Here is a 24495-nt window from a genome sequence, read left to right as displayed (position 1 = left end):
ATCTCGCACTCGGCTCCCAAGCGGCCCCAGAGACCACTCAGGGGCCTGCCCCGCTCTCGCGGATAGGGCCCCTGGCCTGGTCTTTCACCCGTTGCCGAGACGACCTCGCCTCGCTGGTTCGGGCTGGGTGGCTGCAGGCTTTTCGAGCCGAAGCCCCCTGGAAACGTGCAGACTGTGTGAATGAGCCAGCAGGACAAACTGGATGCGATCTTCGGTTCCATCGCTAGGCGCATGCAGGACGACTTTGAGACGACGCGCGTCTTGGTGAAACACAAAGGGCTGAGGGGGAAAGTGCCGAGAACAACCTGGTCACCGAATTCCTCCGTAGGTATCTCCCTGCCACCGTGCTGGTACGTCAGAACGCGGAGATCATCAGCAGTGCAGGCGACCACTCCACCGAGTGCGACGTACTCATCTGTGATCCCTCGACGCCACCGATGTGGTCTGCACGTGGCGTCGATGTTGTTCCCGTTGAGTGCGTGCACGGCCTGATTGAAGTGAAGTCTGTCCTGACGGAAGGCGAGCTGCGGAAGGCGTGGAAGGACGCCGCCGCCATCAAGCGATACGCGAAGACAGCTTGGATCCCCAGGGCGACCGAACCGATCTTCAAACCGATGCTCCAGAGGTACGGCAAGGAGTACGACTACTTCCCGACTCTGGGCTTCGTCTTTGCCTTCACCACGCCAACGTCGCTGCAGAGACTGAGCGAAGTCATGTGGGAGCTTGCCCAGAACACGGATCCCGAGCATCGTCTGGATGGGGTGTGGATCCTCGACAAGGGATCGCTCACGTGACTCTCGGCGGCCGGCGAGTGGTTGACTGCGCAGGCTGGCGACCCGTGGCTGCGGCGGATTTCGCCGCCGCCAGGAGGATCTCCCCTGCCGCTCATGACCATGCAGTTGCAGGCTGTCTTCCAGTCGACGCTCAGGCGGCCGCTCCGAATCGGCGACTACATGGGAAACCTACCGTTCGGCACGGGTGACATCATCGGGCCAGAGGTGCCGGCGACGGCTCCGTCGTGGCTTGAGAGAGACGTGCACCTCACCGCATATCTCCGCCTGGCCGCCCGGGAGGAGCAGTGAACCAGGGCCGACAGGCCGTTCCGATGCCGCTCAGTCCCATGGACCGACGGCATCAGACCGTGATCCGCTCGGGGAGGAAGGGGCTCGGGATACCGTGCCAGGAGACACGCAAGGCGTCCCTTGCCCGGGTGCAGGCGACGAACAGCAGACTCAGTTCGCCCATGAGATCCTCCCGGTGCTGCTGGGGGTCGACCTCCTCCGGGGTGAGGGCGCTCTGCATCGGCACGACCGTGTCGCTCACACCGGCGACGGCCACGCAGCGGAATTCGAGCCCCTTCATGCGATGCATGGTCCCGATCCGGACGCCGTCACCGGCCGCCGCCGACGCCCCCAGGACGAGCGAGGGAATCCCCGCCTGTTCCAAGGCCTGGGCGATGTCCTTGCCCAGTTGGACGTACCGCACGGCGACACCGATCTCGTGCGGCGCGATCCCCGTCCCGATCCACTCGGAGATCCGGGTGACCAGGCCGGCGATCTCCTCCGGTTTGGTGGCCGCGCCTCCGAGTTCCGGCCTGGCGCCCCGGTACGCGGATCGGTAGCCGACGAGTGAGTCCTGCCCGCCGTCCATGTCGTCCACGTTCGCGTCCGCGAGGAGCCGGGTCGACCAGGTCAGGATCTCCTTCGTCGTGCGGTAGTTGATGCGCAGCCGGGTTGATCGGCCGGCCACCGAGATGCCGAGACCGCGCAAGGACACTCGGTTCCCGTAGATCCGTTGGTGGGTGTCGCCCGCGATGAAGAGGTCGTCCGGCCCCGGGTCGACCAGAGCGCGCAGCATGCGCCACTGGGCAGGGTGGAGGTCCTGCGCCTCGTCGATCACCACATGGCGGAAGGGGCGGTCCCCGCCTCGGTCCTGGAGGATGCGCGCGGCCTCCGCACACACCTGGAGGAAGGTCCACTCGTCGGCCCGGCGCAGCTCCTGGGTGAACGCTTCGACGGCGCGCCACACCTGGGCCCGCTTGAGAGGGCTGAGTGCGGCTCCACGCCCGGAGCGGGAAGCCTTCAGGTACGTCTCCGGCGACCGGAGGTCCTGGGCGAGGATGACGTGCCGCCATTCCTGGTCGAGGAAGACGTCGGTGAAATCGATCTCCAGCCTCTGGGCCGCCCGGCTCCAGCGGGCGAGGATCTCCTTCTGTGCGGCCACCAGCGCCAGTGGTGCGCCGCGCTCTTCCCGGACGATCTGGTTGGCCAGGGCGTCCACGTTGACGACCCGGATCTTTGCCCGCAGTGCGGGCTCGGGGATCAGCAGTTCGAGGTTGCTGCGCAGGTCGGCCGCGAGGTCGCGGGTGAAGGTGGTCAGGAGGATCGACTCGTCGGGTGCGTCCGCCGGCAGCTGTTGGGCGAGGTGCAGGGCGCGGTGCAGCGCGACCACGGTCTTCCCTGTGCCGGGACCGCCGGTGACGCGTGCCGGGCCCGTGTACGAGGAACGGTAGGCGAGCTTGCGCTGGCTGGGGTGGAGGAAGATCCGCCAGGCGTCGAAGGGCCGGGACAGGATGTCCGTCAACTCGTCGGGGCCGGAGACGAGCGCGATCCGTCCCTGGGACCGTGCCATGGCCGCGGAGAACTCGTCCTCGACCGGGGTCGCGGGCGGCTCGGTCCGTGGCGACCGGGCTTCCCGCGGGGTCGCGGAGCGCTGCTCCAGCTGTACGGCGACGACCTCGCGCCACACGTCCTCCGGCGTCATGCCCGCCGCAAGCCCGGCCAGCACGTCGTACTGCTGCTCGGGAAGGACCTTGTGCAGGGCGTCGAGATGGGTCTCGGTGCCGAGATGCCGGACCAGGGGGAGCAGGTCGGCGTCGATACCCAGCCTGATCAGGTCCTTGTCGGCGACCCCTCCGAACAGCCCTTCGGTGCCATCGGTGGCACCGGATCGGTCGCCCGGAAGGGCGTCGATGCCGGCCGTCGCGCGTTCCAGAGCGACGTCGTCGCGCAACTCGATGCCGTGCGTGGCCGAGTTGACGGTCGCCCGGTGCTTGACCGCCCAGGCGATGGCGTCGTCGTGAGGCATGACCTTGAGCAGGAGGAAGCTGTCCCCCACCTCCGGAGCCAGCACCACGCCGCGCATGAACTGGTTGATGCGGATGGTCCGGATGCGCGGGTCGCGGGACTTCTCCAGCTTCTCCAGATGCAGGCCCGCGTGCCGGTGCTCCCGGAACTTGTCGAAGACCTCATGCACACGTTTCTGGACAGGCTTCTCCAACTTGGCGAATTCCAGGAGGAAGTCCTTGTGGATTCCCAGTGTCGCCATCGTGCGCCCCCGGTCGTACGGTTGTCGATTCCGCTGATCACCGTACCCGGGTACGGCACAATGGCGGACCGGCGGGGCAATAGTCGGGGAGGGGATGGGCGTGCACGCGCAGGAGACGACGTTCAGCAAGCTGGTCCACGGCGAGACGCAGTTCCAGGTCCCGCTGTATCAGCGCACCTACACCTGGCAGCGTGACGAGCTGCGGCAGTTGTGGGACGACGTGCTGGAACTCGTCGAGGACAAGCTGGAGGACAGGGAGCCGGCGGCTCACTTCCTCGGGTCGGTGGTGCTCGCGCCGGAGCGCGTCGCGGCGGGCGGGATGCAGCGCTGGCTCGTCGTGGACGGCCAGCAGCGGCTGACCACGCTGATGCTCGCCTTCACCGCCCTGCGGGATCACCACCGCGCTCGCGGGCGAGAGAAGAAGGCCGCCCGCATCCACGACCTCATCCTGGTCAACGGCTACCAGGACGGGAAAGACCACTACCGTCTCCTGCCGACGCAGGCCGACCGTGAGGCGTTCGTCGCCTGTGTGGAATCGCTCCCCACGGCTGGCGGCGCGGGCAACATCGGTGGTGCTTACCGGTTCTTCCTGGCCGCTCTGACCGAGGGTGAGGAGCGCGCCGCCGAGGAATGGACTGCCGCCGTGGAGTCCGTACTCAGGGACTTCCTCTCCATCGTGTCGATCACCGCCGCCGAGGGCGACAACGTGTATCGGATCTTCGAGTCCATCAACAACACGGGTGTCGGCCTCAGTCAGAGCGATCTGCTGCGCAACTACCTGTTCATGTGCCTTCCCAAGCGTGGCGAGACCGTCTACCGCACTCTGTGGCTGCCGATGCAGGAGCTGCTCGGCCCGGCCAGGCTGGAGCTGCTCGTCTGGCTCGACCTGGTCGTCGACGGTGACAACCGGGCCAAGCAGAGCGACATCTACCGGGACCAGAAGAGGCGTCTCGAACCGATCAGTTCGGACGAGGACGCACTGGAGGCGGAGGTCTCGCGGCTGTACGTGCGGGCCGGTCGCCTCATGCGGATCGTCGAGCCGTCGCGGGAGAGCGACCCCGGTCTGCGCGAGGTCCTGGAGCGGCTCGCCCGCTGGGGCGGCCAGACCCACTATCCGCTCGCGCTCCAGCTGCTCGACCGGCTGGACGAGGGGGACTGCGACCCCAAGGAGGCGACGGCCGCTCTCGCGTACGCCGAGAGCTACCTGGTGCGTCGTCTGTTCGCCGGCAACTCCACCACGGGCAACAACCGCACCTTCATGGAACTGCCCAAGGAGGTGGAGAAGGAGCTGGAGAACGGGCGTCCGCTCGCGGACGCGGTACGACACGCCCTGTCCGCCAAGACGGGGACGCGGGTCTGGCCCTCCGACGCGGTGACACGGGAGTCGATCCGCAGCCGCCCCTTCTACAAGTCGGGGCGTTCGCACCAGCGCTTCGAGATCCTGCGCCGCTTCGAGGAGAGCTACGCCGCCAGCGAGCCCGTTGACTACGGCAAGGCGAAGCTCACCGTGGAGCACGTGCTGCCGCAGCACCCCGCCCAGCAGTGGTTCGACCTCCTCGCGGAGGAGGCCGGAGAGACCGAGAGCCCGGAGGAGCTGCACACCCAGCTGGTGCACACCCTCGGCAACCTCACGCTCTCCGGTGACAACACCCGGCTCTCCAACCATCCCTTCCACCGCAAGCAGCAGATCCTCGAATCCAGCGCCCTGCGCATGAATCAGCGCATCGCGGCCCAGGAGCGCTGGGGAAGGGCGGAGATCCTCGCGCGCGCCGAGGAGATGAGCGACCGGGCCGTGGAGCTGTGGCCCGGACCCATCGACGGGGTGGTCCACGCCGACGCCGAGTGGGCCGGCTGGGGAGAGCTGCGCCAGGCACTGCTGAGCATGCCGGCCGGTACGTGGACAACGTACGGTGACCTCGCCGCCCTCATTGGTACCCATGCCGTCGCGGTCGGCAGCCATATCAGCACCCGTCCCGCGCTGCACGGGGCCTATCGCGTGCTGATGGCCGACGGCAAGATCTCGCCCGGTTTCCGCTGGCCCGAGGGACAGGAGAATGCGCCCGACCCGCGGAGCGTTCTGGAGTCCGAGGGCGTTCCGTTCGACGAGTGGGGTCGCGCTCGCCGGGCCCATCGACTCACAGCGGCGGACCTGGCCGCTCTGGTGGGCAAGGACGACTTCGAGGACGAGACACCGGTTCGAACCGCCGAGGGGGCAGGAGACTCCGGGGGCATCGGCGACGGGGAGACCGCGGCGGCACGATTCGAGACGCTGTTGCGCGACAACCAGACGCCCGGCACGGCGGAGGCAGTGCTCACGGCCCTGCGGTTCTGGGAGGAGCAGGGCGGCTCCTTCGACTACGGGAAGAAGAGCGAGACCAGCTGCTTCCCGATGCTGTCCCTGGGCGGTGCGCGCCCTCGTTCGCTCTGGCCTCTGGCCCTGTATCCGGTGACCGGCACAGCCGAGGTGGTCTTCCAGCACCTGAAGCGGCGGCCGCCCTTCGACGACGAGGTGCTGCGGCGCGAGCTGATGGCGCGGCTGAATGAGGTGGAGGGCGTCGACCTCGCGGAGGCGAAGCTGGACCTGCGCCCCTCGTTCCCGCTGGAGGTCTTCGCCGACCACGGTGAGGAACTGCGCGGCGTCCTGGAGTGGTTCGTCCACACGGTCGCGCTCGCGGAGGCCCGCCGGCCGGTCGACGACGCTCCCGAGGGTCCCGCGTGAACCCGCCCGACGAGACCTGACACAGTCGAGGGCCCTGGCCGGATCTACTCTTAACGGAAGATCACTGCTCGGTTACTCTCCCGGGCAGTGATCGGTGTCACTCCGGGCGTGTGCGCGTGGTGGGTGGCCTGCGACCGGAGCGCGGGGGCGGATGGAGCACAACAACCACCAGGGGTGGTACGGGGAGACCTTCGTGGCCGCCATCGCCGCCGCGGCGGGATTCCAGGTGGCTGTGCCCTATCCGGACATCGGCAAGGACATGATCCTCGGGCGGGACCACGAGGACCCCGAGCTCGACGTCCAGATCGCCCTCCAGGTGAAGACCCGGAGGATCGGCGAAGCCGCGCTCACAGGATCCGGGATCGGTATCACTCTGTCCATCGACCAGTTCAAGCGCCTGCGGGGGCGTCGGCAGGTGCCCTGCTACCTGGTGATCGTCCTGGTGCCGAGAGACCCTGCCGACTACATCAGCGTGGGCGTGCCCGAGTTGACCCTGAAGCACTCGGCGTACTGGGTCTCGCTGGAAAACCGACCGCTCCCGATTCAGCAGGGACAGAAGAGTGTCACCGTCACTGTCCCGAGGGAGAATCTGCTCACGGTCGACGCGCTGCACGAGTTCTTCCACCGGGCGTGCGAGGAGGTGCCCGCACCATGACGGCAGTAGGGGTGCCCGAGCGTGAGCTGGAGCGGCTGCGACCGCGCGACGTGGAGCGTTATCTGTACCAGAGGGGCTGGCGCCCGGGCGGCCGCGTCCGCTACAGCACCCGCTGGGAGCGGGAGTGGGACGGCCGGCCACGCCGTGTACTGCTTCCCATGGACAGCGAGCTAGCCGACTACGCGGACCGCATGGCCGATCTGATCGGCGCGCTCGCCGAGCTGGAGGGGCGGCCCCCGGCCGCCGTCCACCAAGACCTGACCCTGTCCGGGCTCGACGTGCAGTACATCCGCACCATGCCGCGCACGCCCTCGGGCACCATCCCGGTGCAGGCGGCGGTGCTCGCGGTCACGAGTGCGCGGGACCTGCTGATGGCGGCCGCGTGCGACACCGTCCTGGACGGGCCGCGCCTGGTCCATCCGCGGCGCAAGCCTCAGCGGGCCAAGGAATTCGTCGACAGCGCCCGATTCGGCCCGTCGGCGCCGGGAAGCTACGTCTTTCAGGTCCAGGTGCCGTTGCCGGAGGCGGCGGCGCCGCAGGGACAGCTCTTCGAGGACGCGCCCGAGTGGGACATGGCGCCGGAGCCGTTCGCCCGTAAGGTCTCGCGCCGGATGTATGGGGCGGTGTCGGCCGCGCGCTGGGCAGTGGGGCTCGCGGACAGTCGAGGCGACTCCGAGCCGTTCGTGGCGGGCGCCCGCTTCGGCATCTCGGCGGACCTCTGCGAGGCCCTCGCCGGCATGGGCGGTCACGATGGGCGGGACTCGCAGATGCTCCACGGCTTCTCCCTTTCGTTCGCCTGGTCCCCAGCCTGGCCGGCTCCCGCCGACACCCTCCCTGTGTCGTTCTCCCCGAGAGACGTCCAGGTCCTACGTGAGGGCGCGCAGGACCTCCGCCGCCAGGCGCCCGAGCGCGGCGTGACGATCGTGGGCCGGACCACGAAGCTCAAGCGCGCCGCCGACATCGGTCCCGGCGATGTGACCGTCGTAGCCCGGCTGATGCGGGAGAACGGCGACCTCGTCGGCCAGGAACGGCAGATCCACATCCACCTCACGGAAGCCGAGTACGACCGCGCCACCGAAGCCCACCGGGACCGGCGGGACCTTCGGATCGAGGGCGACCTGACACGGCGCGGCAACTACCACGAACTGACCCGGATCACCGGATTCGACGTGCTGTGACAACACCGGTACGCCGGGTGTCCGGCCGTGCCAGAGTGGGCCCGGTGGGCCTCCGCCCACGTGTTTGAATGGCTGTGTTTGACGTATTCGCCCAGGCCGGGGCGGTAAGAGGAGTGCGGAGAGCGATGACGACGCCGACCACCGACCTGGCAGGTGTGGCACAGCGGGCGGTCCGCCGCAGCGCCGAGGCCGGCGACGAGCGGGTGGTCCCCGAGATCGGCGACCTCGTCGAGGTCCGGGGCCTGCGCTGGGTCGTGGCCGAGGTCGACCAGGGCGGGGCGGACACGGGCGGGACCGGCAGGCCCGGTGCGGGCTCGCTCGTGACCCTCAACAGCGTCGAGGAGGGCCGCTACAACGACACCCTCTCCGTCATCTGGGAGGTCGAGCCGGGGCGACGACGGCTGCCCACCGGCTCCCTCCCCGACGTCTCGGCCGGGAAGTTCGACCCGCCGGAGCGTCTCGCCGCGTTCCTCGACGCCGTCCGCTGGTCGGCGGTCACCTCGGCGGACGTGCGGACGCTCCAGGCGCCCTTCCGGTCCGGCGTCGCCATCGAGCCCTACCAGCTCGAACCGGTGTCCCGGGCTGTCGCGGCGCCCCGCGTGAACCTGCTCCTCGCCGACGACGTCGGCCTCGGCAAGACGATCGAGGCCGGCCTCGTCGCCCTCGAACTGATCCTCCGCAACCGCGCCCACAAGGTCATGATCGTCTGCCCGGCCGGTCTTACCGTGAAGTGGCGGGACGAGATGGCCGAGAAGTTCGGCCTGGACTTCACGGTCATCGACTCGGAGCGCAGCGCCGAGGTCCGCCGCACCCACGGCAGCGCCGCCAACCCCTTCAACATCTACCCGCTGTCGATCGTCAGCCTCCCTTGGCTGCGCGGCGCCAAGGCCCAGCGCCTGCTCTCCGAGGTGCTGCCCGCTCAGGACTCCGAGGCGGACACCGCCGTACCCGCCAAGCGCCCCTTCGACCTGCTGATCCTCGACGAGGCGCACCACGTGGCCCCCTCCGCGCCCAAGCAGCTGTACCCCGTCGACTCGCAGCAGACCAAGCTGATCCGCCGCCTCGCCCCGTACTTCGAGCACCGGCTCTTCCTGTCCGCCACCCCGCACAACGGCTACCAGGAGTCGTACACCGCCCTCCTCGAGATCATCGACGGCCAGCGTTTCGCCCGGGGCGTCGAGCCCGACCCGGAAGCGGTCAAGGACACGGTCGTCCGCCGTCTCAAGGACGACATCCGCGACCCGGAGACCGGCGAACGCCGCTTCCTGAAGCGCGGGACCAAAGCGCTGCCCGTCGACTACACCGAGGACGAGCGGCGCATCCACCGGCTCCTCAAGGAGTACGCCGCGCTGCGCCGCGCCAAGCTCGGCACCCGCTTCAAGGGCGGACGCAAGGCCGCCGACCTCGTCACCCTGCTCCTGAAGAAGCGCCTCTTCTCCTCCCCGGACGCCTTCGCCCGCACCATCGAGGTCTACCTGGAGACCCTGCGGACCAGGAAACAGGAGGCGGCCGAGGAGATCGAGGACTGGCAGGAGACCTTCTTCGACGACTACGCGGACTACGACGACGAGCCCCTGGCGGACGCCGAGGACGACGCCATCGCCCGCGCGACCACCCTCCAGCCCGGCACCGACGGCGACGAGGCGGGCCTCCTGGAGCAGATGCGGGAGTGGGCCGTCCGCCACCAGGCCCAGGCCGACTCCAAGGCCCGCGAACTGATCGACTACCTCAAGGCGCAGTGCCTGACCGCCGACGGCGGGCACTGGCTCAACGAGCGTGTGGTCGTCTTCACCGAGTACCGCGACACCCAGATCTGGCTCCAGAACCTCCTCCGCGACCACGGCCTCGGCGGCGACCGCGTCGCCCTCCTCCATGGCGGCATGAACGCCGAGGAGCGCGAGCGGCTCCGTCTCGCCTTCCAGGCCGAGCCCGCGGAGAACGACGTCCGCATCCTGCTGGCCACCGACGCCGCCAGCGAGGGCATCGACCTCCAGCGGCACTGCCACCGCCTGGTCAACTACGACATCCCCTTCAACCCCAACAAGCTGGAGCAGCGGATCGGCCGCATCGACCGCTACGGCCAGACCACGGCCCCCGAGATCGTCCACTTCATCGGCAGCGGCTTCGAGAAGACCCTCGACACCTACGACGCCGACCTCGAGTTCCTCTCCAGGGTCGCCATCAAGGTCGCCCGCATGGAAGAGGACCTGGGCAAGGTCAACGCCGTCCTCGCCGAGGCCGTCCAGCGGCGGATGACCGGCGACCTCGGCGCCGACTTCGACGTCGACCGGGCCGAGATGTACGCGAACAAGAAGGCCCGGCGCGGCGGCAACGTCGCCGCCGAGCGCGACGCCCAGGCCCAGGCCCAGCGCCTCAAGGAGCAGGTCGATGCCACGGTCGACACGCTCGGCATCACCCCGAGCAGGGTGGCCCGGGTCGTCTCCACCGCCCTCCCGCTCGCCCGCCAGCACGACATCCGCCCGGTCCCCGACGAGCGGGGCCGCGCGGACGGCCTCTACGAGGTCCCCACGCTCACCAGCTCCTGGGAGCGTGCCACGCAGGGCCTGGCCGACAAGCTGCGCCCCGAGGTCCAGCGCCCCATCACCTTCGACGCGGCCTCGGCGAAGGGTCGCGACGACGTGGTCCTCGCCCACCTCGGCCACCCCCTGGTCTCCATGTCCACGCGCCTGCTGCGCGCCGCCGTGTGGAACAAGAACCAGGCCGGCCTCGCCCGGGTCGCCGCCGTCGTCAGCGACCACCCCGAGCTGGAGACCACCCTCGTTGGCGCGTTCGCCCGCTTCGTCCTCGTCGGCGCGGACGGCATCCGCCTCCATGAGGAGGTGCTCCAGGCCGGCGGCTGGCTCCGCGAGGAGGCCGGAGCCCCGGCCCGCTTCAGCCGCCTGGAGAAGGTCACGACGGTCCGCGAGATCCTCGACGACGCCCTCACCGACTCCACCCAGGCCTCCCCACTGCTCCGTGACCGGCTCACCGCGGCCTGGCCCCACGTGGGCGAGGGCCTCGTCTCCTCGCTGGAGTGGCGCGCCCGCAACCGCCAGACCGCCCTGGAGAGCCGCCTGGAGAACCGCCGCCGCGACGAGGCGGAGCGGATCTCCGCCCAGATCGACCGCTTCCGCGACTCCCTGCGCGCGGCCATCGGCAGGACGGACATCGAGGAGGGCCAGCTGGAGCTGGAGTTCGAGGAGGCCGAGCAGCAGCGCCGCGACCGCGAGAACTGGGAGCGGCGCGTCCACGCCCTGGAGAGCGAGAAGGAGCGCGAACTCGCCTCCGTCGCCGCGCGCTACGCGGACCCCAAGCCGCTCCTCTTCCCCGTCGCCGTCGTCTTCGTCGTTCCCCGCCGGGAGGCCGTCAAGTGAGCACCAACCGTACGAACGGCACCGGCGGCCGCGGCCACGCCCGAGGCGGAGCCTTCCGCCCGGCGGCTCCCGACGGCAAGCAGCAGCACCTCGACTGGCTCAGCCTGGTCGACGTGTCCGGCCCCTTCCTCACGCTGCCCGTCCTGCTCAAGGCCTGGCCGCAGCTCGACGCCATCGACAAGCCCCTGCGGACGAGCCTCCGCTACGAACACGGCGTCTGGCTCTCCGACCCGGCGGCCGGCCAGGAGGCGTGGACCGACTTCATCCTCGGCGAACTCCTCGGCTGGGGAGACGCGTTGCGGACTGGCGAGGGCCTGACCGAGCCCCTCGCCGTCGACATCCCCGAGCACGACGGCGAGCGGGTGGCCCCCACCTTCGCCCTCCTGGAGCCCGGCAGCACCGCCACCGACACGGCCTCCCTGGTCGCCGACTGCGCGATCCTCGGCCTGTCCGTCCCCGCCGGCCAGCACCCTGCCAAGCGCGTCCCCGCCTCCACCTGGTCGGCCACCCCCATCGACCGCATGGCCCACCTCTGCCGCCACCACGGCATCGAGCTCGGCCTCGTCACCGACGGCCGCTGGTGGGCCCTGGTGTGGGCGCCGCGCGGCGGCGTCACCACTTCCGCCGTCTTCGACACCGTCGACTGGCCCTCACCCGCCGAGCGCGTGGTCGTCCGCGCCTTCCGCTCGCTCCTCAGCCGCCGCCGTTTCTTCTCCGTCGAGGACGACGAGATGCTGCTGCCGCTGCTCCGCGAGTCCCTGGACAGCCAGGAAGACGTCACCGACGCCCTCGGCGTCCAGGTCCGCCAGGCCGTCGAACTCCTCGTCGAGGCCATCGGCCGCGCCGACATCAGCGAACGTGCCGAAGGCCGCCGCGGGCTTGCCGAGGTCCCCGCCCACGACGTCTACCGGGGCGCCGTCGCCATCATGATGCGCGTCGTCTTCCTCCTCTTCGCCGAGGAACGCGGCCTGCTCCCCAGCGACAACGAGCTGTACGTCCAGTCCTATTCGGCCGGCAGGCTCAGCAAAGACCTCGAGGACCGGGCCGCCGAGACCACCGAGGAGGACCTGGAGCTCTCCTGGGCCGGCTGGCACCGGCTCATCGCTCTCTTCAACGCGGTCTACGGCGGAGTCGACCACCCGTCGTTGTCGATGCACGCCTACGACGGATCGATCTTCGACCCCAACGCCTTCCCCTGGCTCGAAGGCCGCGGCACGGGCGCCGACGACCCCACGGACCCGCTCCCGATCGACGACCGGACCGTCCTCCACATGCTCCAGTCCGTCCAGTACGTCTCCATCGGGACGGGCAAGAAGCGCGAGCGCCGCCGCCTCACCTTCCGCACCCTGGACGTCGAGCAGATCGGTTACGTGTACGAGGGCCTGCTCTCGTACCAGGGCAGGCGCGCCGAGGACACCATCGTGGGCCTGGTGGGCAAGCCGGGCCTGGAGGCGGAAGTCCTGCTGACCCGCCTTGAGTCGTTGGCCCGCACGCACGGGGACGGCCTGGGCGCGGCTCTCGCGGACGAGTACAACAAGACGACGGGCCTGGGCGCGGCAGCCAAGGTGACCAAGGCGCTGGCCCCCTTGGAGGAGCCGGCACTTGGCGAGGCCCGGCGCAAGCTCCTCGCCGCGACCGGTGGTGACGCGGAGCTCGCGGAGCGGCTGCTCCCCTTCTACGGCATCATCCGCCCGGACCTGCGCGGCCTCCCGGTCGTCATCCAGTCCGGAGCCCTATACGTGACGGAGTCCTCGCTCCGCAAGAACACGGGCACGCACTACACCCCGAAGACCCTGGCCCAGCAGGTCGCGGACGGGGCGCTGGAGCCGCTGATCTACGAATACGGCCCGCTCCAGACGGCGGACAGGACGCAGTGGCGCCCGAAGCCGTCGAGCGAGCTGCTGAGGCTGAAGGTCGCGGACATCGCGATGGGCTCGGCGGCGTTCCTGGTGGCGGCGTGCCGTTACCTGGCGAAGGCGCTGGTGGAGGCCTGGAGCCGCGAGGGCGACGAGCGGGCCGCCGCCTACCTGGAGGCGGCAGAGTCGCTGTCCGCCTCGGCGGTGGACGCGGAGGCGGACCCGGTGATGGTGGAGGCGCGTAGGCAGGTCATAGAGCACTGCCTGTACGGCGTCGACATCAACCCGATGGCCGTGGAGATGGCGAAGCTGTCGCTGTGGCTGGTCTCGATGGACCGGGAGCGCCCGTTCACGTTCCTGGACGACAGGCTGGTGGCGGGTGACTCGCTGCTGGGCGTCACGTCCGTGGACCAGTTGGAGGCGATGCACCTGGACCCGGTGAAGGGCCGCCAGATCCACGAGAACTCGCTCGACTTCACGGGCGGCGTACGGCGAATCGTTGCCGAGGTCGCGGACGAGCGCCGCAAGCTGGCTGGCATCCCGGGCACGGACCTGGAGCAGTTGGCGGAGAAGCGCGCGATCCTGGCGCGGGTACGGGAGAAGACCCGGCAGGCGAGCGTGTACGCCGATTTGGTGGTGGGTGCGGCGCTGGCGAGTGCGGGCCGAGGCGAGAAGGAGCAGGAACGTCTGTCGTTCGAGGCGGTGACCGCTGCGCACAACGTGGCGGATGCGCCGGAGGGTGAGACGGAGGCGGAGGAACTGCGGGCTGCGGAGCGGCTGGCGCGGGGGTGGCTGGCTACGGGGCAGCCGGAGGGGGCGTTCGACAGGGAGCCGGTGCACTTGCCGCTGGTGTTCCCGGAGGTGTGGGAGGAACGGGGCGGGTTCGACGCGGTGGTGGGGAATCCGCCGTTCTTGGGCGGACAAAAGCTCACGGGCGCTATGGGAGAGGCGTACCGGGAGTACCTGGTGGGGGAGTTGGGCCGGGGGGCGAGGGGGAGCGCGGACCTGGTTGCGTACTTCTTGTTGCGGGTGCATGAGTTGCTGAATGGAGGTGGGCAGGCGGGCTTGGTCGCGACGAACACGCTGGCGCAAGGGGATACGCGCCAGGTGGGCTTGGACCAGATCGTTGCGGACGGCGTAGAGATTCGGCAGGCAGTGAAGAGTAAGGCGTGGCCTTCGCGGAGTGCGGTGCTCGAGTACTGCGCGGTGTGGACGAGTAGTGCGGCGTTGGCAGAGGGTGCCGTGCGCCTGGCAGACGGTCGGAATGCGAAGGTGATTACCCCGGCACTTGAAGGCGGGTCACGGATCACGTGTGAGCCCAGCAGGCTCGTCGAGAACCAGAGGCTTGCATTTCAGGGATCCATCGTTCTGGGTACCGGATTCACGCTGGAACCAGAAGTTGCGCAAGCGTGGATCGCGGCAGACGAGCGCTACCGGAAGGTTCTGTTTCCGTACCTTAACGGGCAGGATTTGAACTCTCGTCCGGATGGCTCTGCGAGCCGTTGGGTCATTAACTTTCACGACTGGGACGAAGAGCGCGCGAAGCGGTACCCGGTTGCTTACGAGCAGGTTCGACAGCTGGTCAAGCCAGACCGCGATAAGAACAAGCGAGCGGCCCGAAGGGAACGCTGGTGGCAGTATGCCGAGCGTGCCACTGGCTTGCTCCGTGCGATTGAGCAGTTGGATCGCATGATCGTAATCACTAGGCACAGTAAGTCGGTTATGCCTCTGTTCGTGCCTGCGGGCCAAGTTGCCAGTGAGGCAACGGTGGTCTTCGCTTCTATGGACGCCGCAATGCTTGCGGTGCTCAGCGGTGCTGTCCACTACTGGTGGGCTCTTACTCACGCGGGCACTATGAAGGGCGACCTCCGCTATGGCCCTTCCGACGTGTTCGAGACCCTCGCGCGCCCCGAGTTGACCCCCGGCCTCCGCGAGCTGGGTGAACAGCTCGATACCCGCCGTCGCGAGATCATGCTCAAGCGCGGCGGCCTCACCGCCACCTACAACCTCGTCCACGACGAGACCTGCACCGATCCCGACATCGCCGAACTCCGCGAGATCCACCGCGCCATCGACGAGGAAGTCGCCCGCGCCTACGGCTGGGACGACCTCCTCACCCAGCCCGGCGGGCTCGACCACGGTTTCCACGACACCCGTCAAGGCCCCCGCTACACCGTCGGCCCCGTCGTCCGTCAGGAAATCCTCGACCGGCTCCTCGAAGAGAACCAGCGCCGCTATGCCGCCGAAGTCGCGGCCGGCCTGCACGACAAGAAGGGCGCCAAGAAGAAGGCGGCGGCCTCCGCCAAGCGGAAGCCGAAGCCTCCGGCCGAGGAGCCGCCGAGCCTGTTCTGACCCGCAGAAGAAGGGTGGCGGCGTCCCAGGACGCCGCCACCCCACCCTCACCCCGCACACTCCCGCAACAGCGACGCCAGCCGCCTCGCCACATCCGGCCGACACCGCCCGAGGTCCACGAGCACGGGTCCGTACGCACTGGCCAGGGACACGGTGTCGAGTCCCAGGGACGGCGGCAGCACGTCCATCTCTGTCAGCGCCTGCCGCAGTTCGTCCCGCGCGGCCTTCGCGTCCGCGATCGCCTCAACAGCGGCCCCCTGACTCGCCGTTCCCATAGTTCGTGCACCTTTCTCGTCATCCGTGCCTTCCTGTGACGAGCATGGATGCGTACGGCTATGATCACTAGGGGTAACGGTTTTCGGAACCGCAGAGCGAAAACGCGGGGCCGCGAGTGCCCGCACCGAAGGAACTCGACCCATCGGCTTCCCTCGCGGCCCTGTACGGCGCAAAGTTGCGCAAACTACGCTTGCGAGCCGGGCTCACCCAACGCCAGTTAGACGCTGAGGTCCCCATCGCACACAACCGGATCGCTCAGTTCGAACTGGGCAACGAGGTCCCGCAGGAGGATGTGGACGCCAAGCTGGACAAGATCCTGGGGGCGGACGGTGACCTGACGGACCTGTGGGGCCACATCCACCGGACGCCGTTCCCGGACTGGGTAAGCAAGTTCATGGAGTACGAGAGCAAGGCCATCGCCATGCACAAGTACGTGGCGGCCAGCGTGCCCGGCCTGCTTCAGACGCCGGCGTACGCCCGGGAAGTCCTGCATCGTGGTCAGCCGTGGTGCACTTCTGGGGAGATCGAGGCGAAGGTCACGGCCCGGATGAAGCGGCAGTCGCTGCTCCGAAAGCAGCGGCCGCTCTTGCTCTGGGTTGTCCTGGACGAGTCGGCGATTCGACGCTCGGTAGGGGGCGAGGCAGTCATGCGCGAGCAACTGGCAGTGGTGTTGGAAGCGGCCAGGGCGCCGTTCATTGAGATCCAGATGCTCCCCTTCTCCGCCGGAGGGCACTCCGCGATGGGCGGCTCACTCACCGTCCTGTCCTTCGAGAATCGGCCCGATGTGGCCTACCTGGATGCCGGGCACTCAGGTGAGCTGGTCGAAGACCGAACCATGGTCGCGCGGCACTCGTATCGATACGATCTTGTGCACGCCCAAGCACTCTCGCCCGAGGCGTCAACAGCCTTGATCCAGCAGGCGATGGAGGAATTCGGAGCATGACGGACACCCGAGTCGACCTGGCGGCCGCGTCGTGGCGGAAGAGCTCGTTCAGTGACGGGGGCGGCGGCGACTGCGTAGAGATCGCCGACAACATCCCCCACACCGTCCCCGTCCGCGACAGCAAGAACCCCGCCGGCCCCGCCCTCCTCATCCCCGCCCCCGCCTGGGCGGCCTTCATCGAGGTGGTCAAGTACGGGTGATCCCACCGGGGCGCGCTCCCGCGCGCCCCGGTCCCGCGCGTCACCCAAAGAAAAAGAACCGGTGAGAACCCACCCAACCAATCCCCGCTCCCAATCGAACGGGTGACGGTTCGTCCGGAACCCGGACAGGTGCGGTACGGACGGCCCTGACAACCCCATAAACGCATTCGGCCCCCGGCAGGACGGCAATCCTGACGAGGGCCTGACCGATCAGGAAGCGATACCTTCCCGATGGCTGACCCGCAGTCTAACGCGGCCATGTCCGCGTATTCCAAGATCCCCGCCGACGCCCCGCCCTCCGGCGTGATCCACGTCCGGTACCGCCACACCGAGCGCTTCACGGTCGTCGGCAACCACCTCGCCCAGCACGCCGAGCTCTCCGCCGCCGCGATCGGCATCGCCGTCTACATCCAGTCGCTCCCGGACGGCGTCTCCGTGACCGCCAAAGCCCTGGCGCTCCACTTCAGCGAAGGCGAGACGACCATCCGCCGGGCCCTGAACGAACTGGAGCGCGCCGGATACATCGCCCGCCCCCGCGTCCCCCTCGACGGCGGCAGGTTCGCCACCCGCACGCTCGCGTACGACAAGCCCGGCTGCGTACCGGAGTCGAAGCCGAAGCCGAGGCCGAAACCGGCCCCCGCGCAGGCTCCCGCACCTGCCTCCGCCCCTGTGGCCCCACCCCCACCGACCGAGCCCCAGGCACAGCCGCAACCCTCGGCCCGTCCAGAGCCACCGCCACCTCCCACCGGCCCCGCTGCCGACCTCCTCGCCCACCTCCGCCTCGCCGACCCCCGCCTCCTGCTCTCCACCGGAGACGTCCAGCGCCTCGCGCCCGCCGTCGAGACCTGGCTCTCCCGCGCCGCGACGCCCGCCCAGATCACCCGGACCCTGACCGCGCACCTTCCGCCCGAGCCCGTAGCGATCCACCACCCGGCCCGGTTCCTGGAGTACCGGCTCGGCCGTCTCCTCCCGCCGCCTCTGCCCGCGGAGGAGTCACGGCCGCCCGGCCCGGCGCCCCTCGTCACCTGCGACGGCTGCGAGCGGGCCTTCCGCAGTCACGACCCGGACGCGTCCTGCGGGGACTGCCGCGAGGCCGCCGCCTGAGTCAGGCCCCGTCCACGACCGCCAGGTGATGGCGCAGCTCGTCGGCCACTCGAGCCGCGTCGCCCGCGCCCGGCAGGCGCCAGTCCGTCTCGATGCCCTGGTCCACGGCCGCCTCGCTGCTGAAGCGGATCAGGTCGGGAGCGGGCAGGTGGTGGTCCCGCAGCCAGACGAGGAAGGGCGCGGCCTCACCGGCCGTCGTGTCGGCCAGCATCACGCAGTCCCGCCCGTGGACGGTGGCCGTGCCGTCGTATTCGGTGCCGTCGTCGGTGGCGGCCCAGAAGGAGAGGTACGGCTCGCCCTGGTGGGTGTGGTCCTGGCGGACCTTGTAGCGGGCCTCGGTGAACGACTGCCGCAGCGCTTCGCCCAGGCCGGCGAGGTCCAGGGACCAGGCGTGCGGCTGCCGCTCCGGCGCGTAGAAGAGAAAAGTGGTCCGGTCGTCGTCATCGGGCGTCACGAGTAAGTCCTTAGGAGAGGGGACGGTCAGGAGGAAGGCAAGGGGAACGGGGCGGCGACGAACCCCGCGTCACTTCACATAGCGGGCCGTGCCAGGCACCTGCTGGAGGGCCATGAGCGTCTGCCAGTACGGCACGGCCTCCTTGTCGTTGGTGACGATCTCCAGACCCCGGATCTGGTCGTGCTCGTTCATCGCCTGGCGGTACTTCTCGAGTTCGCCCTCGTCCCTGCCAATGAGGACGTCCTTCTTGCTCCACTTCTTCGTCCCGTCCTCCTTGTACTCGTCCTCGATCTCGAACGTGGACTGGCGACGCCAGGTGGTCTTCCGGCAGTCGTCGTCGGCGTCCTTGACGTATTTGGCATCCACCATCATCCCGTCGGCTGGCCGCATGCCGTCCGCGCCGATCGCGGGCTTCTCGTAGTCGGCGGGCAGGGGGATGATCCGCTCGGGGTACCCGGCGATCCGCAGCTGGTAGGCGTTCTCCGGAGTGGTGGCGTCCGGCTTGCCCCCGAAGCCCGCCGGTTTCAGGCCGTTGACCCAGCTGACGAAGTCCTTCCGCTCCTCCGGCGTCAGCAACCGTGGCGGAGGCACGGCGGCCGGCGGAATCGGGTCCCGCCACGGGATGCCCGGATCGGGGTCCCGGTAGACCGCGGGCACGATCCCCGGCATCCCGCCGGTGTACGAGGCGAGGACGAGGGGCACAGGAGCCGGCACCGGAGCAGGGATCAGCGGTGGCAGGAACGGCAGACCCGGCGCGCTCGGGCTCCCGCCGCCCTCCGGCAGCCGTACCCGCTTCTCGGCCGAGTCCAGGGCATGCCCCACCTCGCCCAGGCGACGGATCCACGGGTCGCCCAGGACGGCGTCGAGCAGGCCCCCGTCGAAGCCGTTCCCGCCGAACATCGGGCTGTCCCAGGGCATGTCCATCGCGAAGAGGTCCAGCTTGTGCTGCCGGATCGCCGACTCGGCCGCTTCGACGTGCTCGGCGTACCGGTCGCAGGCCTTCGCGATCTCGTTGCAGGCGGCCACGAGGTTGGCGACGAGCGGCTCGTCCTCCTGGACCTGACCGGGCGGGCAGGTCAGTCCGACGGACATCTTGAAGTACGCCCGGAACGCGTCGACGGCTTCACCCGAGTGCGCCTTGTCGGCCGTCAGGGCCGATGCCCGGGCGTCCTCCAGGAATCGCAGCATCAGCCTGCCCCCACGGCGCCAGGACCCCGCCACCTCGCGCAGCTTCTCGGGTGATCCGCGGTAGCGGTCGCTGCCGCCGCCGGGCACGTACTGCTCGTACCACGCGGTCTCCCCGACCGTTTCCGGCAGTTCCCTGCCCAGGCCGAGGTAGTTCTCGGGGCAGCCGTCCCCGGGGTCGCCCATGCCGGCGGTCAGATCGGCCTGCCTGCCGAGGAGGGCGGCCACGACCGCGCTCTCCTGGGCCATGAATTCGCGAGCGTTGCGCATGAGCCCGCGGCTGGCCTCGCCGAGCACGTACGAGCTGGAGCCGATCTTGTCCAGCGTGGCGGCGGCCGCCGATCGATACACCTTCGCGAACGCCCGCCCGGCGTCGTCGTCCCCTGCCATCCCGCGCTGCCGGTCCAGCTCGTGGTACAGGGCGATGGCGGTGTCCCGAGCCCCCCGCATGGTGTCGGTCAGGCCCATCGCGCCCTTGATCATTCCTTCGGCGATGAACTTGAGATGTGGTGCCAGTCCGCTCGTCACTTCGCCCCTCCCGTACCCCGCGTCGCGGGTGCGAACAATGGAACGTGCGACGACAGTTCTAACGCACGGCGACGACAACCGGGTCCGACGGCGGTGCGCTGCGGTAACTTGGCCGGTGTGACTGCCCTGGCCATCGAAGAGGTTCGCCTCACCGCGTTCAAGAGCTTCCGGGACGAGAGGTTCCCGCTCGCGCCGCTGACCGTCCTCATCGGGCGCAACAGCAGCGGCAAGTCGAACGCGCTCGACGGCCTCGAAGTGCTGTCGAGGCTCGCCCGCGGCGAGGACGTCATCGAGGCCCTGGAGAGTCGGCGCAGCTCCTCCGGACCGGTGCGCGGCGGCCTCGCCGGATGCGTGCCGCACGGGTCCGACCGGTTCTCCCTCGGCTGCACGGTACGGACCGAGGACGGGCCTCTGGACCTGGACGTGACGGTCCAGGTGGAGCCCGAGGTGCGGATCATCGACGAGCGCCTGACCAGGCGCACGGCCAAGGGGCCCCGGAAGATCCTCGTCAGCGGCGAGCCGAGCCCGTACTCCGGCGACATCCAGGCGTCCTGGCACAACGGCAAGCCCGGCAAGAACCCCAGCGGTCCCTTCCGCGGTTCCCGTCTGCTGACCTCCCAGCTCCCCGGCCGCGTCGCCGGCGAGAGTGAGGGGGAGTGGGAGACCATCTGGTGCGCCGAGGCCATGCTGGCCGCGCTCGTCGGAGTCTTCCACCTCGACCCGGTCCCGCACCTCATGCGCCAGTACGTCCAGGCCCGGGACAGCCGCCTCCGCCGTACCGCCGAGAACCTCTCGGCCGCCGTCGGCGGGATCCAGCGGACCCAGCCCGAGCTGTTCGAGTCCCTGGTGCACCAGCTCAGGGACCTGGCCGACCACGACATCGAACGACTGTCCGTCACCAAGTCCGAACTCGGTGACGTGATGCTCGCACTCGACGAAGGCATGCTCGGGCTGACCCCCGCCCGTGAGATGAGCGACGGCATGCTCCGCTTCCTCGCCATCACCACGGCGCTGCTCACTGGCGGCGACGGGCTCGACCTGGGGTCCTCGCCCTCCTCCAGCTTCAAGGAGGGGACGTTCCTGATGATGGTGGTCGAGGAGCTGGAGAACGGACTGCACCCCACCCAGGCCTCCCAAGTGCTCAGGCTCGTACGGGACGCCAGCGCGGCGAACGGCACCCAGGTCCTCGTCACCACCCACAGTCCGGCACTCCTCTCCGCCCTCGAGAGCACCGACCACGAAGGGGTCGTGGTGTGCTCCCGTGACCGGAAGACGGGCACCAGCAGACTCACCCGGCTCACCGAGCTCGACGGCTACCCCAAGGCGATGGCGGCCGGGTCACTGGGGGACGTCGTCACCCAGGGGCGGCTCGACCTGGCCGGTCGGGCCGAGCGCGACTACAGCGAGTTCAACCGGCTCTTCGGGATCGGGTGAGGCATGGCCCGCAGAGTGGAATTCGTCGACACGTCGATCCTGTGCAACCTCCTCGAGGTGCCGGGCAAATGCCAGGACCTGGAGAAGGTCAGGGAAGAACTGCAGGGAAAGCTGGCGTCGCACGACTGCGACCTCCTGCTCCCGGTGACCGCCGTCATCGAGACCGGCAACCACATCGCGCAGCTGGCCGACGGGTTTCAGCGCCGCACCTGCGCGGAGAAGTTCGTCGCCGTGCTGCGCTTGGTCGTGGCGGGTGAGGCGCCGTGGGCACTGAACGAGGTCGAGTGGAACGCGGCCCACCTCGAAGCGCTGATCGCGGGCGGCAGCTCGGGAATGAGCCTCGTCGACCATGCCGTCAACAGGGTCGGCTGCGGAGACGTCAACATCCTCATCGAGCGCGACCGTTACCTCGCCCGCACCTCCGGTGTGGATGCCACGGTGTGGACGCTCGACGGGGGACTGGCCGCGCACACCTGACGGAAATCCGCTCCACCCCTGGTCAGAGCGGCGATGTGCCGTGATCATGGGGGCTTGTCAGTGGGGGCTCCTAAGGTCGTGGACAACACGTCAGCCGTGGCCGTCGTCCCCTCCCCAGGAGTGTCGCCCGATCATGACCTCGCCCGTGCCCCACGCGTCCACCTGCCTCGCCGACCTCGTTCCCGCCATTCGTTACGCCGACCCGCACGCGCTCGCGGAGCGGCTCGACGACGAGCGGCTCCCGCTCGGCTGGTGGTACGCGACCCCGCTCACGACGGCCGAGCGGACGATCGGATCCCAGGCGCTGGCCTCCGTGGTGGCCCAGGCGCTTCGGGCCCTGTGGCCGCAGATCCGGACCGGCGAACTCCTCCCTGCATCGCGGTTCCTGGATGCTGAAGTGGTCCTGCCGCACACGAGCGCGGAAGAGGCCGGCGAGGAGGCGCTCGCCGCTCTGGTGCGCGTGCTGCTCGATCGGCTCCACGGGCGCGGCGTGCCCCGCGCCACCCTCGGCGTCCGGGCCGCGGTGGCCGTGATCTCCGAGTGGCTGCCCGCCGACGCGCCGGCCGAGGTGCGCGCGGCCCTCGCGGTGCTCCGGGAGCTGGAACAGGATCCCGCCGAGGCTCCGGAGGAGCGTGGGGCACAGGACGGTGCCGAGCGTCGCTCCGCCTCGGCCGCTGTGCCGGAGCCCGTCGCCCTGCCCGTGCAGCGCGCCCACGAGGAAGTCGTCGCACCACTGGCCGTCGAGGCCGGTGAACCGGCGGCGGAAGACGTGGTGGAGGAGGATTCGGAGCCGACGGCTTCCGAGCCGGCGGATGCAGAGGCTCAGCCCGGCAGCGAGCCCCCCGCCACCCACCTGAACCTGGCGGACACCCCGCTCGCGGCCTTCGCCGCTTACGCCTCCACCTGGGACGAGAGGGAGCGCACGATCGCCGCGCGGCGGATCTTCGCCGAGCAGCCGGAGACCTTCGCGGCGCTCGGCGACCGCTTCGAGGTCAGCCGGGAGCGCGTCCGCCAGCTGGAGCGGTCCATTCTGGACTCGATCGCGCAGTGGCTCGCGTACGACGAGCAAGGCCGTTCCTTCGCCGCGCACCTGGCCGCCGTCGCGGGACGTCTCGGCGCGGTGGGACGCCCCGCAGAGGTCCGTACGATGCACCCCGACCACCTCCGGCCCGTGGATGCGCTCGGCCTGCCGCTCGGAGACGTCGTCGCCCGCCTCCTGCCCGACCGTGCCGTCGACGGCGAGTGGATCGTCCAGGGGGATGCCGCCGCGCTGAGGACGGCCATGGCGGACAACCTGCTCGCCGCCTGCGGCGAGACCCCGCTCGCGTGGGATGAAGCCGTGGCCGTCGGTGAGCGCCATGGGGTCCGGGCCGAGGTCCTCGCGGACTGGGCGGCCGAGATCGGCCGGTTCAGGACCATGGACGGACACATGCTGTACTGGGGCCGATCCGTCAACGACCGCGCGGTGGCCGTGCTCTCCTTGCACGGAGAGCCGATGTCCATGGAGGACATCCACGACCGGCTCGCCGACGGCACCACCATCAACAGCATGCGCAACCAGATCTGGACCGACGAGCGCTTCGTCCGGCTCGACCGGAACCTGTACGGGCTGCGTCAGTGGGGCGGAGAAGAGTACCTGGGCATCAGGGAGATGATCACCCGGGAGATCCGGCGGGCCGGCGGGGAGATCGAGGTCAACGCCCTCGTCGACACGATCTGCGGCCGTTTCGACGTCGTCCCGGCCTCCGTACGCACGAACCTCGGCGCGCCCGAGTTCACCCGCACCCGACGCGGCTGGGTGGGGCTTGCCGCAGAGCAGCCGACGGAGGACGAAGCCGCTCCTTACAACCCGCGCAAGGACGTGGCCAGGACCAGGCGGTGCTTCGTCGGCACCGACGGCCGTTGGTGGTACCGCTTCGAGGTCACCGGGGACCACCTGCGCGGTTCCGGCGCCCCCGTCCCGTCCGGCTGGGCGGCACACCTCGGTGCCGCGCCCGCCTGCGAGCCGATCCCGCTGCGACACGAGGCCGGCGAGAGCGTCCTCCAGTGGCGGACGCAGCCCGTACTCGGATCGATCCGCCCGCTGATGGAGCACATCGGGGCGACCGTCGGCGACCAGGTCTTCCTCAACGCGACCGATGGGGAGCTGACGGCGCTGCGGCTGCCGGCCGCGCAGCCGGAAGCCCGCCCGGAGGCCAGAGCGGCCCGGCTCACCGGCTGGACCGCCGCCGTGACCACGGCCGAGGCGATCGACGTCATCGGGCTCCGGACCGGCATGGGTCCGGGACAGGAAGCGACCGCTCTTCTCCAGCACCTCGGTGACCGAGGAGACCGGGACATCGTCGGGCTCCTCGAGCAGGCGCTGACCGGGACCGTTCTGGTGAACTGACTGACTGTCGGAGCAGGCCGTTAGCATCGGGACCGTGGTGGGTC

At 69.7% G+C, this 24495-nt stretch carries 15 protein-coding genes and 1 pseudogene; 13 read left to right on the top strand and 3 right to left on the bottom strand.

The window, feature by feature from the left end:
- Positions 1 to 284: 284 nt before the first annotated feature.
- Positions 285 to 794: pseudogene (locus ACH414_RS29055) on the top strand (DUF6602 domain-containing protein); the annotation flags it as partial.
- 93 nt (positions 795 to 887) lie between these two features.
- Positions 888 to 1082 carry a hypothetical protein gene (locus tag ACH414_RS29050; RefSeq protein WP_398944009.1) on the top strand — a complete coding sequence of 65 codons (195 nt, stop codon included), beginning with the start codon at positions 888 to 890 and terminating at the stop codon, positions 1080 to 1082.
- A gap of 52 nt (positions 1083 to 1134) precedes the next feature.
- On the opposite strand, the gene ACH414_RS29045 is transcribed toward ACH414_RS29050, so the two are convergent.
- Complete coding sequence (locus ACH414_RS29045) at positions 1135 to 3327, bottom strand: UvrD-helicase domain-containing protein (protein ID WP_398944007.1); 2193 nt, start codon at positions 3325 to 3327, stop codon at positions 1135 to 1137.
- A 94-nt stretch (positions 3328 to 3421) separates the two neighbouring features.
- On the opposite strand from ACH414_RS29045, the gene ACH414_RS29040 reads away from it, so the two are divergent.
- From ACH414_RS29040 to ACH414_RS29005, 8 genes are all read left to right on the top strand, one after another.
- Positions 3422 to 6046 carry a DUF262 domain-containing protein gene (locus ACH414_RS29040; RefSeq protein WP_398944005.1) on the top strand — a complete coding sequence of 875 codons (2625 nt, stop codon included), beginning with the start codon at positions 3422 to 3424 and terminating at the stop codon, positions 6044 to 6046.
- 193 nt (positions 6047 to 6239) lie between these two features.
- A complete protein-coding gene (locus ACH414_RS29035) occupies positions 6240 to 6701 on the top strand; it encodes a DUF4365 domain-containing protein (protein ID WP_398944003.1) in 462 nt (153 codons plus the stop codon).
- Positions 6698 to 7879, top strand: a complete 1182-nt coding sequence (locus tag ACH414_RS29030; protein WP_398944001.1) for a hypothetical protein — start codon at positions 6698 to 6700, stop codon at positions 7877 to 7879. Before ACH414_RS29035 ends, ACH414_RS29030 begins: the two co-directional genes overlap by 4 nt.
- Before the next feature lie 125 nt (positions 7880 to 8004).
- Positions 8005 to 11253, top strand: a complete 3249-nt coding sequence (drmD, locus tag ACH414_RS29025) for a DISARM system SNF2-like helicase DrmD (RefSeq protein ID WP_398943999.1) — start codon at positions 8005 to 8007, stop codon at positions 11251 to 11253.
- On the top strand, positions 11250 to 15461 hold the full coding sequence (locus ACH414_RS29020) for an Eco57I restriction-modification methylase domain-containing protein (RefSeq protein WP_398943997.1): 4212 nt from the start codon (positions 11250 to 11252) through the stop codon (positions 15459 to 15461). The genes drmD and ACH414_RS29020 overlap by 4 nt, the downstream gene beginning before the upstream one ends.
- 391 nt (positions 15462 to 15852) lie before the next feature.
- Positions 15853 to 16680 (top strand): Scr1 family TA system antitoxin-like transcriptional regulator, encoded by an 828-nt coding sequence (locus tag ACH414_RS29015; RefSeq protein ID WP_398943996.1) that lies wholly within the window; start codon positions 15853 to 15855, stop codon positions 16678 to 16680.
- Positions 16677 to 16880 carry a DUF397 domain-containing protein gene (locus ACH414_RS29010; RefSeq protein WP_398943995.1) on the top strand — a complete coding sequence of 68 codons (204 nt, stop codon included), beginning with the start codon at positions 16677 to 16679 and terminating at the stop codon, positions 16878 to 16880. The genes ACH414_RS29015 and ACH414_RS29010 overlap by 4 nt, the downstream gene beginning before the upstream one ends.
- A gap of 258 nt (positions 16881 to 17138) precedes the next feature.
- Entirely contained in the window at positions 17139 to 17984 is an 846-nt protein-coding gene (locus ACH414_RS29005; RefSeq protein WP_398943993.1) for a helix-turn-helix domain-containing protein, read from the top strand.
- A 1-nt stretch (position 17985) separates the two neighbouring features.
- On the opposite strand, the gene ACH414_RS29000 is transcribed toward ACH414_RS29005, so the two are convergent.
- Both ACH414_RS29000 and ACH414_RS28995 read right to left on the bottom strand, forming a co-directional pair.
- Positions 17986 to 18438, bottom strand: coding sequence for a hypothetical protein (locus tag ACH414_RS29000; RefSeq protein WP_398943991.1), 453 nt, complete (start codon positions 18436 to 18438; stop codon positions 17986 to 17988).
- A gap of 69 nt (positions 18439 to 18507) precedes the next feature.
- A complete protein-coding gene (locus ACH414_RS28995; RefSeq protein WP_398943989.1) occupies positions 18508 to 20151 on the bottom strand; it encodes a restriction endonuclease fold toxin-2 domain-containing protein in 1644 nt (547 codons plus the stop codon).
- A gap of 117 nt (positions 20152 to 20268) precedes the next feature.
- Here ACH414_RS28995 and ACH414_RS28990 point away from each other — a divergent pair, with 117 nt between their 5' ends.
- The 3 genes from ACH414_RS28990 to ACH414_RS28980 all read left to right on the top strand — a co-directional run bounded on the left by ACH414_RS28990 (position 20269) and on the right by ACH414_RS28980 (position 24451).
- On the top strand, positions 20269 to 21585 hold the full coding sequence (locus ACH414_RS28990; RefSeq protein ID WP_398943988.1) for an AAA family ATPase: 1317 nt from the start codon (positions 20269 to 20271) through the stop codon (positions 21583 to 21585).
- A gap of 15 nt (positions 21586 to 21600) precedes the next feature.
- Positions 21601 to 22062 (top strand): hypothetical protein, encoded by a 462-nt coding sequence (locus tag ACH414_RS28985; RefSeq protein WP_398943985.1) that lies wholly within the window; start codon positions 21601 to 21603, stop codon positions 22060 to 22062.
- A 133-nt stretch (positions 22063 to 22195) separates the two neighbouring features.
- Positions 22196 to 24451, top strand: coding sequence for a sigma factor-like helix-turn-helix DNA-binding protein (locus tag ACH414_RS28980; RefSeq protein WP_398943983.1), 2256 nt, complete (start codon positions 22196 to 22198; stop codon positions 24449 to 24451).
- Positions 24452 to 24495: the final 44 nt, after the last annotated feature.

This window comes from Streptomyces sp. NPDC020422 (genome assembly GCF_044386705.1).
Taxonomy (GTDB): domain Bacteria; phylum Actinomycetota; class Actinomycetes; order Streptomycetales; family Streptomycetaceae; genus Streptomyces.
The sequence above is the reverse complement of the archived record's forward strand: the minus strand, read 5'-3'. Positions and strand labels throughout refer to the sequence as shown.

Coding starts and splice junctions, on each gene's coding strand:
- ACH414_RS29050 (WP_398944009.1), top strand. CDS start 888: ATGACCATGCAGTTGCAGGCTGTCTTCCAGTCGACGCTCAGGCGGCCG.
- ACH414_RS29045 (WP_398944007.1), bottom strand. CDS start 3,327: ATGGCGACACTGGGAATCCACAAGGACTTCCTCCTGGAATTCGCCAAG.
- ACH414_RS29040 (WP_398944005.1), top strand. CDS start 3,422: ATGGGCGTGCACGCGCAGGAGACGACGTTCAGCAAGCTGGTCCACGGC.
- ACH414_RS29030 (WP_398944001.1), top strand. CDS start 6,698: ATGACGGCAGTAGGGGTGCCCGAGCGTGAGCTGGAGCGGCTGCGACCG.
- drmD (WP_398943999.1), top strand. CDS start 8,005: ATGACGACGCCGACCACCGACCTGGCAGGTGTGGCACAGCGGGCGGTC.
- ACH414_RS29010 (WP_398943995.1), top strand. CDS start 16,677: ATGACGGACACCCGAGTCGACCTGGCGGCCGCGTCGTGGCGGAAGAGC.
- ACH414_RS29005 (WP_398943993.1), top strand. CDS start 17,139: ATGTCCGCGTATTCCAAGATCCCCGCCGACGCCCCGCCCTCCGGCGTG.
- ACH414_RS28980 (WP_398943983.1), top strand. CDS start 22,196: ATGACCTCGCCCGTGCCCCACGCGTCCACCTGCCTCGCCGACCTCGTT.